9 protein-coding genes are annotated in these 10,423 nt (G+C 66.4%); 6 read left to right on the top strand and 3 right to left on the bottom strand.

Annotated features, from left to right (window positions below; genetic code table 11):
* Positions 1–300: hypothetical protein (locus K1Y73_RS14730; protein WP_225029068.1), on the bottom strand; the 300-nt coding region annotated here is incomplete at its 3' end.
* Positions 301–472: 172 nt separating this feature from the next.
* On the opposite strand from K1Y73_RS14730, the gene K1Y73_RS14725 reads away from it, so the two are divergent.
* Entirely contained in the window at positions 473–1,012 is a 540-nt protein-coding gene (locus K1Y73_RS14725; protein ID WP_225029067.1) for a transglycosylase SLT domain-containing protein, read from the top strand.
* Between the two features lie 51 nt (positions 1,013–1,063).
* On the opposite strand, the gene pepN is transcribed toward K1Y73_RS14725, so the two are convergent.
* Positions 1,064–3,628, bottom strand: a complete 2,565-nt coding sequence (pepN, locus tag K1Y73_RS14720) for an aminopeptidase N (RefSeq protein ID WP_225029066.1) — start codon at positions 3,626–3,628, stop codon at positions 1,064–1,066.
* 104 nt (positions 3,629–3,732) lie between these two features.
* On the opposite strand from pepN, the gene K1Y73_RS14715 reads away from it, so the two are divergent.
* A complete protein-coding gene (locus tag K1Y73_RS14715) occupies positions 3,733–4,668 on the top strand; it encodes a 2-hydroxyacid dehydrogenase (RefSeq protein WP_225029065.1) in 936 nt (311 codons plus the stop codon).
* Positions 4,669–4,676: 8 nt separating this feature from the next.
* On the opposite strand, the gene K1Y73_RS14710 is transcribed toward K1Y73_RS14715, so the two are convergent.
* Positions 4,677–5,552: a MurR/RpiR family transcriptional regulator gene (locus K1Y73_RS14710; RefSeq protein WP_225029064.1), complete on the bottom strand. Its 876-nt coding sequence runs from the start codon at positions 5,550–5,552 to the stop codon at positions 4,677–4,679.
* 225 nt (positions 5,553–5,777) lie between these two features.
* Between K1Y73_RS14710 and K1Y73_RS14705 the strand changes: the two genes are divergently transcribed.
* The 4 genes from K1Y73_RS14705 to K1Y73_RS14690 all read left to right on the top strand — a co-directional run bounded on the left by K1Y73_RS14705 (position 5,778) and on the right by K1Y73_RS14690 (position 10,317).
* On the top strand, positions 5,778–6,284 hold the full coding sequence (locus tag K1Y73_RS14705; protein WP_225029063.1) for a TRAP transporter small permease subunit: 507 nt from the start codon (positions 5,778–5,780) through the stop codon (positions 6,282–6,284).
* Positions 6,284–7,627, top strand: coding sequence for a TRAP transporter large permease (locus K1Y73_RS14700; RefSeq protein WP_225029062.1), 1,344 nt, complete (start codon positions 6,284–6,286; stop codon positions 7,625–7,627). Before K1Y73_RS14705 ends, K1Y73_RS14700 begins: the two co-directional genes overlap by 1 nt.
* Before the next feature lie 70 nt (positions 7,628–7,697).
* Positions 7,698–8,738: a TRAP transporter substrate-binding protein gene (locus K1Y73_RS14695; RefSeq protein WP_225029061.1), complete on the top strand. Its 1,041-nt coding sequence runs from the start codon at positions 7,698–7,700 to the stop codon at positions 8,736–8,738.
* Positions 8,739–8,949: 211 nt separating this feature from the next.
* Positions 8,950–10,317, top strand: coding sequence for a glutamine synthetase family protein (locus K1Y73_RS14690; protein ID WP_225029060.1), 1,368 nt, complete (start codon positions 8,950–8,952; stop codon positions 10,315–10,317).
* Positions 10,318–10,423 lie beyond the last annotated feature (106 nt).

The raw sequence follows: 10,423 nt of genomic DNA, 5'->3' as shown, positions 1-10,423 counted from the left end.
TTGCCCGCCCGGGGCCGCGGCACGGGCCTGATCGGCCTCGACCAGCGCCGAAAGCAGCGGATCCCAGCGGTGCTCGGCGGCCAAGGCGGCGTGATGGGCGACGATTCGGGCGCAAAGCGCCTGTTCGGGTGCCTCGAACAGCAGCGGCACATGCAGGCGTTGCGCCAGCGGCAGATCGGGTGCGGCAGGCGCCTGCGGCCGGGCGGAACGGCGCGCAAGCCCCGCCAGACGATGGGCAAGATCCCGCGCGGGGCCGGCCAGCCGGGTGGTCAGCGGGGTAATCGGCAGTGTAAGGGCCATGGCTGGAACACCGAGGTCAGAAGCTTCCGGGGTCGGATCGTCAAGAAGATCAGGCCCAAGGATGCCCAGGGAACGAGGCGGAATGATGGAATCGCGGCGGAAGTTGAATGTCCGAAGCAAGGCGCGGCGGCTGTGCGCGCTTCTGGCTTTGCCGCTTTTGGCCGGTTGTGTGATGCCCGATGACACCACCGCGCTGAACTTTCTGTCGCCGCCGCCGATGCGCTGGGATCACCGGCCCGAGGCGCCGCACTGGACCACCGCCGCGCTGGTCGCGGTGGCCGAGAAGGATCAGGTCCTGGCCCAGCGCGTGCCGCGCGACATCGGCACCTGGTGCCCGGGCTATGAGAAGGCCTCGCTGAACGAACGCCGCGCCTTCTGGGTCGGGCTGATGAGCGCGCTGGCCAAGCATGAAAGCACCTGGAACCCGCGCGCTTCGGGCGGCGGCGGGCGCTGGATCGGGCTGTTGCAGATCGCCCCGGGCACGGCGCGCGGCCATGATTGCGATGCAAGCTCGGTGGGCGCGCTGAAGGACGGCTCGGCCAATCTGACCTGCGCGGTCGAGATCCTGTCGCTGGACGTGGCGCGCGACGGCATGGTCGCGGGCGGCGGCGGCCAGGGGCTGGGGCGCGACTGGGCGCCGTTCCGCGCCGCATCGAAACGCGCCGACATGGCGGCCTGGACCGCCGCGCAACCCTATTGCAAGGCCGGCTGAGCCGGGCCAGATTTTCGACGAAAATCGGCGCCCCCTGCCCGCGCCTTTCGCTCAGCCTCCCGCGGCCAGCATCCGCCCCGCCATTTCCGACAGATCGCGCGACAGGCCGGGCACGGCCAGGATCCGCTGCAATTCGGCCCGGGCCAGCGCCTGGCGCGCCGCATCATAGCGCGGCCAGGTTTCAAACGCCGTCGACATCCGCGCCGCGGTCTGCGGGTTCAGCGGATCGAGCTGGATCAGCCAGTCGGCCACCGTCCGATAGCCCGCGCCCGAGCCATGGTGGAAGCCCGCATGATTGGCCGACAAGGCGCCAAGTGCGGCGCGGAAACGGTTCGGGTTCTTCCAGTCGAACGCCGGATGCCGGGTCAGCCGCGCCGTTTCGGCCGCCGCGCGATCCGGCGCGGCCAGCGCGATCTGCAGCGCGAACCATTTGTCGAAGACATTCGCGTCCCCCGCCCAGCGCGCCTCGAACCGGGCAAGCTCGGCCTGGCCCTGGCCAATGTCCAGAAGGGCCGTCAGCGCGCCGATCTCTTCGGTCATGTTGTCGGCCGCGGCATAGGCCGCCGTCGCGGCCTTGCCGCCATCGACCCGGGTCAGGATCTGCAAAGCCGCCACCCGCAGCGCCCGCCGCCCCGCCGCCTTGGCATCGGGGGTGAAGGGGCCCGGCTCGGCCAGGGAAGCGATCAGCCCGGGCAGGCGCGGGGCCAGCCGCCGCGCCAGTGCCTCGCCCGCCTGGCGCCGGGCAGCCCAGATCGCCTGCGGATCGGGCACATGGCCCGCCGCGGCCAGGGTCTGGGCCATGTCGTCATCCGAGGGCAGGCGCAGCGCCAGCGCCCGGAAGGCCGGGTCAAGACTGTCGTCAAAGGCCAGCTGCTCCAAAGCCTCCAGCCAGTCGGGCCCAGGGGCCGCGCCTTCGCTGGCCATCCGCGCCAGCACATCCTTGGCCAGGGCCCGGCCCGCCTCCCACCGGTTGAACGGATCGGTGTCATGCGCCAGCAGGAAGGCGCGTTCCTCGGGGCTGGCGGCACGGTCCAGCACCACCGGGGCCGAGAAGCCGCGCAGGATCGAGGGCACGGGCTTGGCCGCCAGGCCTTCGAAGCGGAAGCTTTGCTTGGCCTGCGACAGTTCCAGAACCGTGGTCGGCACCACCTCGTCGCCATTAGGGTTCAGAAGCCCGACGGCGACCGGGATCAGCTTGGGGTCCTTGTCGGGCTGGCCCGGCGTCGGCGGGTTCTGCTGTTCCAGCGTCAGCGTATAGGTGCCATCGGCCCAGTCATCGGACACTTTCAGCCGCGGCGTGCCGGCCTGCGAATACCAGCGCTTGAACTGCGCCAGATCGCGGCCGGTGGCATCTTCGAAGACCTTCAGCCAATCCTCAATCGTCGCGGCCTGCCCGTCATGGCGCGAGAAATACAGATCCAGTGCCTTGGCATAGCCGTCATCGCCCACCAGCCGCTTCAGCATGCCGATCACCTCGGCGCCCTTTTCATAGACGGTGGCGGTGTAGAAATTATTGATCTCGACAAAGCTTTCCGGCCGCACCGGATGGGCCAAGGGCCCCTGATCCTCGCGGAACTGACGCGCGCGCAGGGTCAGCACATCCTCGATCCGCTTCACCGCCGCGCTGCGCATGTCACCCGAGAACTGCTGGTCGCGGAAGACGGTCAGCCCTTCCTTCAGGCACAGCTGGAACCAGTCGCGGCAGGTGATGCGGTTGCCGGTCCAGTTGTGGAAATATTCATGCGCGATGATCGCCTCGATCCTGGCGAAATCCTCGTCCGTCGCGGTTTCGGGGCTGGCCAGCACATACTTCGAATTGAAGATGTTCAGCCCCTTGTTCTCCATCGCGCCCATGTTGAAATCGTCGACCGCGACGATGTTGAACACGTCCAGATCGTATTCGCGGCCATAAACCTGTTCATCCCAGCGCATGGAGCGGATCAGACTGTCCATCGCATAGGCGCAGCGGTCCTGATCGCCGGGACGCACCCAGATGCCCAGATCGACCGCCCGGCCCGAGGCGGTGGTGAAGGGCGCGCGATGCGCCACCAGATCGCCCGCCACCAGCGCGAACAGATAGGCGGGCTTCGGCCAGGGATCGTCCCATTCCGCCCAGCCCTGCCCCGAAGCCACCGGATTGCCGTTCGACAGAAGGACCGGCAGGTCGCTCTCGATCCGCACCTTGAACGGCGCCATCACATCGGGCCGGTCGGGGTAATAGGTGATCTTGCGAAAGCCCTGCGCCTCGCATTGGGTGCAATACATGCCCTTGGACATGTACAGGCCTTCCAGCGCGGTATTGGCCTCGGGCGAGATGTCGACGGCGGTTTCCAGCACGAAGGGCGCGTCGGGCAGCAGTTCTGCCGGGATCGACAACCCGTTCTCGTCGGGCGTCAGGTCCAAGAGCGCGCCGTCAAGACGCACCGAAACCAGCCGCAATTCCTCGCCATCCAGCCACAGGTGGTGGCGGCCGCGCGCGGCCGGATTGGGCCGCAGATGCAGCCGCGCGGTAACGCGGGTGGCGCGCGGATCCAGGCGGAAAGTCAGGTCAACCCGGTCGACCAGATGCGAGAAGGGCCGGTAATCGGCCAGATAGACGGTGCGCGGATCGGTCATGGCTTGCCCCCGATTTCGGTTCTGCCGGCAGGCTAGGCCTTGTGCCGGCAGGCGCAAGGGGGAAGCGCTGGACAGAGGGCAGGTGCGGGCTTAGACACGGGCGCATGCTGACCCTGCTTTTCGCCGCCCCCGCCACCTGGCCGGACTATCGCGAGATCCTGCCGCGCGTTCTGGCCGATGCCGGGCTTGGCGCCCGCATCCTGACCCTGGACGATGCCTATGATCCGGCGCAGGTCGATTACATCCTCTATGCGCCCTCGTCGCCCTTGCAGGATTTCACCCCCTTCACCCGGGCGAAGGCGGTGCTGTCGCTGTGGGCCGGGGTCGAGCGGATCGTCGGCAACCCGACCCTGACCCAGCCGCTGTGCCGGATGGTCGATCCCGAACTGACCGAGGGCATGGTCGAATGGGTGACCGGCCACACGCTGCGCCACCATCTGGGGATGGACCGGCATATCGTGAACCCGGGCCATGTCTGGGATCATCGCTGCCCGCCCTTGGCGCGCGACCGCAAGGTGGCCTTCCTGGGCCTGGGCGCGCTGGGCCTGGCCTGCGCGCAGGCGCTGCAGCAGCTGAACTTTACAGTGTCAGGCTGGAGCCGGTCGGAAAAGCAGGTTCCGGGCCTGGTCACCCGGCACGGCGCGCAGGGGCTGGCCGAGACGCTGGCTTTGGCCGAGATCCTGGTCCTGCTGTTGCCGAAGACCGCCGAGACCGAGAATATCCTGAATGCCGAAAGCCTTGCCCTTCTGCCGCGCGGCGCGGTGATCTTGAACCCGGGCCGCGGGCCGCTGATCGACGATGCCGCGCTGCTGGCGGCGCTTGACAGTGGACAGATTGCGCATGCCACGCTGGATGTGTTCCGGGTCGAGCCCCTGCCGCAGGATCATCCGTTCTGGGCCCATCCGCAGGTGACGGTCACTCCGCATATCGCGGCCGATACGCGCCCTGCCTCGGCCGCGCGCGTCCTGGCCGAGAATATCCGCCGGGGCGAGGCGGGCGCGCCCTTCCTGCATCTGGTCGACCGCGCCGCAGGTTACTGAAGCGCGGCCTAGGCCTTGCCGACCTTGGGCGCGCGAAACACCTTGGTGCGGGCGAAATTGTCTTCCAGCCGGTTCAGCCGTTCCTGAACCTGATCCGGCAGCCGGCCCTGCACATGGGTCAGCAGCGCTTCGACCACCACCAGGATCGCCGCGGTGGAATCCCAGGCCGCCGGCACCTCGATCTGGCAGGGCAGCGTGTGGCGGGCATGCGCCACGGCCGGCGACAGCCAGCGATCGGTGATCAGCACCACCTCGGCCCCCTGCCCCGCGGCCAGTTCGGCGAAATGCACCGCATTGGCCTCGTAGCGGCGGATGTCGAAGATCACCACCACATCGCCCATGCGCAGATCCAGCAGCGCCTGCTGCCAGTCGGTCAGATGATCGGCCAGGAAGGTCACTTCGGGCCGGATCACCCGCAGAAGCGTGGCCATGTAATCGGCATGGGCATGGGTCAGCCGCCCGCCCATCACCACCACCCGCCGCCCCATATCGGCCAGCAGCGCCGCCGCGCCCAGGAAATCCGCGGCCGGGATCTGCGCCAGCGTGGCGTCGATATTGGCCACGACCTGGGCGGCAAAGCCCTGCAGCGGATGCGCCGGGGCGCCGGGCGCGCCCTCGGCCAGCGACAGGGGGGCGACCAGCAGATGTTCCACCTCGCGCCGCAGTGCCTGCTGGTAGTCGGAATAGCCGCGGAAGCCCAGTTTCTGCACCAGCCGCACCACCGTGGGCGAAGACACATCGGCCGCCCGCGCCAGCGTGGTGATCGAGCCCAGGGCCGACATCGGGAAATGCGACAGGATATGCGTCGCCGCCTGCCGCTCGGCCCGGGTCAGATCGCCCAGGGCCGCCCGCATCCGGTCTTCGATCCGCGCCGTGCCGTCCATTCTGCCCCCTGGTTGCCCAGAAACGTTTGTAACAGAGATTCGCCCGTTGAAATAATCTTGACAGAAAACGCGCGGACGGGAACCCTTGGTGAAAACGGGGAGATGACTCGCAGATGACAGAACCGGCACCCTCGCCGCATCCGGCGCAGGCGGCAGCGGGCTATCCGCATGCCCGGGCCTGTCTGCCGTTGCGCGCCCTTTTGCAAAGCAACGGGGGCTAGGCCGGTGCCGCGTGCAGCGATCCTTTACGTGCGCCTGGTCGAGGCGCTTAATTACCGCATCGGCCGGATGGCGATGTATCTGCTGTTCCTGCTGGCCGGCGTGCTGCTGTGGTCGATCATTGCCAAGGCCTTCGGGCGCCCGCCGCTGTGGACGCAGGAAATGGCGCAATTCGCCATGGTGTCCTATTTCATGCTGGGCGGGGCCTATTCGCTGCAGCTGGGCGCCAATGTGCGGATGGACCTGCTGTATGGCCGCTGGTCGCCCAGGCGGCAGGCGGCGGTGGATGCGGTCACCGTCTTCGCGATGATCTTCTTCCTGGGCGTCGTGCTGTATGGCGGCATCGACAGCACGCTTTACGCGCTTGAGATCGGCGAGCGGTCGCGCACGGTCTGGCGGCCCTATATGGCGCCGATCAAGATCATCATCTGCATCGGCACGCTGCTGATGATCCTGCAATCCGTGGCCTTCCTGATCCGCGACATCGCGCGGCTGCGCGGGAAAGAACTCTGATGCCGAACGAATATATTGCCATCGTCATGTTCGGCGGCATGGTGATCATGCTTCTGACCGGACAGCGGGTCTTTGCGGTGATCGGCTTTGTCGGCGCGGTCGCGGCGCTGGCGCTGTGGGGCACCGGCGGCTCGGCCATTCCGTTCACCAGCACGATCAAGCTGATGAACTGGTATCCGATGCTGACCCTGCCGATGTTCGTCTGGATGGGTTACGTCATGTCGGAAACCCGCATGGCGGACGATCTGTACAAGATGTTCCATGTCTGGTTCGGCGCCATTCCGGGCGGGCTGGCCATCGGCACGATCTTCCTGATGGTGCTGATTTCCGCGATGAACGGGCTGTCTGTGGCGGGTCTGGCCATCGGCGCCACCATCGCCCTGCCCGAGATGCTGAAGCGCGGCTATGACAAGGTGATGATCACCGGGGTGATCCAGGGCGGGTCAAGCCTGGGGATCCTGATCCCGCCCTCGGTGGTGCTGGTTCTGTATGCGATGATCGCGCGCCAGCCGGTCGGGCAATTGTGGCTGGCCGGGGTGTTCCCGGGCCTGCTGATGGCGGGCGTGTTCCTGATCTACATCATCATCCGCTGCGCGCGGAACCCCGCCCTTGGCCCGCGGCTGAGCCCCGAGGAACACGCCGCCGGCCAGGCCGAGAAATACCGGCTCTTGCGCGCGGGCATCCTGCCCTTCGCCATTTTCGCCGCGATGATGGGCCCGTTCCTCTATGGCTGGGCCAGCCTGGTCGAAGCCTCGGTGATCGGCGCCAGCATCGCCACGGCGGTTGCGGTGCTGCGCGGGCGGATGACCCGCAAAGTCTTTGACAGCTGCCTTGTCCAGACCCTGGGCGTCAGCTGCATGTTCATGTGGATCATCCTGGCCGCCCTGGCCTTTGGCGCGGTTTTCGATGGCCTGGGCGCGGTCAAGGCGATCGAGACGCTGTTCCTGCAGGACATGGGCCTGTCGCCCTGGACGATCCTGGTGCTGATGCAGGTCTCGTTCCTGGTCATGGGCATGTTCCTGGACGATACCGCGATGCTGGTGATCGTGGCGCCGCTTTATGTGCCGCTGGTGGCGAAGCTGGATCTTGGCATGGCGCCGCAGGATGTGCTGATCTGGTACGGCGTTCTCTACACGATCACCTGCCAGATCGCCTATATCACCCCGCCTTTCGGCTATAACCTGTTCCTGATGCGCGCCATGGCCCCCGATCATGTGTCTTTGGCCGATATCTACCGGTCCATCGTGCCGATCGTGGCGCTGATGCTGCTGACGCTGGTCATCGTGATGCTGTTCCCCGGAATCGCGCTCTGGCTGCCGCATCTTGTCTATGGCGCCCCCTAAGGCGCCCCGCAGTCGAAGGCGGGCGGAAGACCCGCCGGTTCAGAACCCCATCATCCCAACGGAGGTAACAATGACGACGACCAGACGGAAATTCCTCAGCACCGGCGCCCTGGCCGGGGCCGCCGCTCTTGCCGCCCCCGCCGTTCAGGCGCAGGCCGCGCCGATCAAATGGCGGATGCAGACCTATGCCGGCGCCGCGCTGGGCGAGCATGTGGTGAAGCCCGCCATCGACGCGTTCAACAAGATCGCCGCCGGGCAGATGGAGATCGAGCTGTATTATGCCGACCAGCTGGTGCCGACTTCGGAACTGTTCCGCGCCATGCAGCAGGGCACGATCGACGCGGTGCAATCGGATGACGATTCGATGCAATCGCCCACCGAGGTGACGGTGTTCGGCGGCTACTTCCCGCTGGCGCTGCGCTATTCGCTGGATGTGCCGGTGCTGTTCAACCAGTACGGGCTGGACCAGATCTGGAAGGACGAATACGCCAAGGTCGGCGTGCAGCACATCTCGGCCGGGTCCTGGGACCCCTGCCATTTCGCCACCAAGGATCCGATCAACAGCCTGAAGGATCTGGAAGGCAAGCGCGTCTTCACCTTCCCGACCGCCGGCCGCTTCCTGGCGCAATTCGGCGTGGTGCCGGTGCAGCTGCCCTGGGAAGACATCCAGGTCGCGCTGCAGACCGGCGAATTGGACGGGATCGCCTGGTCGGGCATCACCGAGGATTACACGGTCGGCTGGGCCGATGTGACCAAATACTTCCTGACCAACAACATCTCGGGCGCCTGGATCGGGCATTTCTTCGCCAATCAGGCGCGCTGGAACGAAGTGCCCGCGCATCTGCAGGAACTGATGAAGGTCTGCTTCGAGCAGTCGCATTACTACCGCCAGTGGTGGTATTGGGGCGGCGAGGCCGATCTGCGGGTGAACGGGCCGAAGCTGCAGCTGACCTCGATCCCGGATGCGGAATGGGCGACGGTGGAACAGGCCGCCGCCACCTTCTGGGACGAGATCGCGGCGGAATCCGAAGTGAAGGCCAAGGTTGTCGAGATCATCAAGAAATACAATGACGTGATGAGCAAGGCCGGCCGGCCCTACCGCTACAGCTGATCCCCGATCCGGGGCCGGCGGCCTGGCGGCCGGCCCCGCCCCCCTCGGGGGAAGAAAGGCAAGACGATGACCCATGCCGTCGCGGCGGATTGCTGGCCGCGCAAACCCGAATTCGGAGGAGCCGGAGCCGGAGCCCGGGCCTGAGCTGGCCCGACGCTTCGCGGCGCCCGCTGTGGCGCCCCCTCTGAACCCACTGATTTATGAGACCGTAATGCCCGGAACCCTGACCCTTGATGCCCTGAAGACGCTTGTCGACAAGGGCGAGATCGACACCGTCCTCGTCGCCGCCCCCGACATGCAGGGCCGACTGATGGGCAAGCGTTTCCACGCCGCCTTCTTCGTCGATGGCGGCCACAAGGAAACCCATTGCTGCAACTACCTTCTGGCCGTGGACATGGAGATGACCACCGTCCCCGGCTACAAGTCCTCAAGCTGGGAAAAGGGTTATGGCGACTATGTCATGAAGCCCGACCTGTCGACGCTGCGCGCGTTGCCGTGGCTGCCCGGCACGGTGCTGTGCCTGGCCGATCTGCAAGACCATGCCACGCATGAAGACGTGGCCGTCAGCCCGCGCGCGATCCTGAAGCGCCAGATCGCCCGGGCCAAGGCGCTGGGCTTCGATGCGATGATGGCGACCGAGCTGGAATTCTACATCTTCGAGAACAGCTATGAAGACCTGCGCGACACGGGCTTTGCCAGCCTGAAGCCGATCTCGGGCTATAACGAGGATTACCACATCTTCCAGACCACCAAGGAAGAAGGCCTGATGCGCGCCGTCCGCAACGGGCTGTATGGCGCCGGCATCCCGGTCGAGAACACCAAGGGCGAGGCCGATGCCGGCCAGCATGAGGTGAATTACCGCTATTCCGACGCGCTGGACACCGCCGACAATCACACGATCGTCAAGGAGGCAGTGAAGGAAATCGCCCATGCCGCCGGCAAGTCGGTGACCTTCATGGCCAAATATGACCACCACAAGGCCGGCTCCTCGTCGCATGTGCATCAAAGCCTGTGGACCAAGGACGGCAAGCCCGCCTTCTATGACAAGACCGATCCGCATGGCATGTCGGCCACGATGAAGCATTTCCTGGCCGGCCAGCTGGCCCATGCCCAGGAACTGACCGCCTTCCTTGCGCCCTATGTGAACAGCTACAAGCGCTTCTGCATCGGGCTTTTCGCGCCGACCAAGGCGGTGTGGAGCGCCGACAACCGCACCGCGGGCTTCCGCATCTGCGGGCTGCACACCAAGGCGGTGCGGGTGGAATGCCGCATCCCCGGTTCGGATGTGAACCCCTATCTCGCCTGCGCCGCCCTGCTGGCCGCCGGGCTTGAGGGGATCGAGCAGAAGCTGGAGCTGGAACCCGAGATGAGCGGCGATGTCTATGCCGCCCAGGGTGTGCGCGAGATCCCGAAGACCCTGCGCGAGGCGGCCGAGCGGCTGGATGGCTCGGCCATGCTGCGCCGCGCCTTTGGCGATGATGTTGTGGACCACTATGTCCATGCCGCGAAATGGGAGATCTCGGAAACCGACCGCGTGGTCACCGATTTCGAACGGCAAAGGCTGCTGGAACGGGCCTAAGTCAGGCCGCGACGGAAATTCACGTCAAGGCGCGCGCCTGCGCTTTGACGTTCAGGCAAGGACAGGGCGGGGGAAACCCCGCCTTTCGAAAGTCCGGGCGCTGGCC

The organism is Xinfangfangia pollutisoli, assembly GCF_020179405.1.
GTDB lineage: Bacteria > Pseudomonadota > Alphaproteobacteria > Rhodobacterales > Rhodobacteraceae > Pseudogemmobacter > Pseudogemmobacter pollutisoli.
Note: the sequence above shows the minus strand (reverse complement) of the source record. Positions and strands in the feature narration are given on the sequence as shown.

Coding starts and splice junctions, on each gene's coding strand:
- K1Y73_RS14690 (WP_225029060.1), top strand. CDS start 8,950: ATGCCCGGAACCCTGACCCTTGATGCCCTGAAGACGCTTGTCGACAAG.
- K1Y73_RS14710 (WP_225029064.1), bottom strand. CDS start 5,552: ATGGACGGCACGGCGCGGATCGAAGACCGGATGCGGGCGGCCCTGGGC.
- K1Y73_RS14715 (WP_225029065.1), top strand. CDS start 3,733: ATGCTGACCCTGCTTTTCGCCGCCCCCGCCACCTGGCCGGACTATCGC.
- K1Y73_RS14695 (WP_225029061.1), top strand. CDS start 7,698: ATGACGACGACCAGACGGAAATTCCTCAGCACCGGCGCCCTGGCCGGG.
- K1Y73_RS14725 (WP_225029067.1), top strand. CDS start 473: ATGCCCGATGACACCACCGCGCTGAACTTTCTGTCGCCGCCGCCGATG.
- pepN (WP_225029066.1), bottom strand. CDS start 3,628: ATGACCGATCCGCGCACCGTCTATCTGGCCGATTACCGGCCCTTCTCG.
- K1Y73_RS14700 (WP_225029062.1), top strand. CDS start 6,284: ATGCCGAACGAATATATTGCCATCGTCATGTTCGGCGGCATGGTGATC.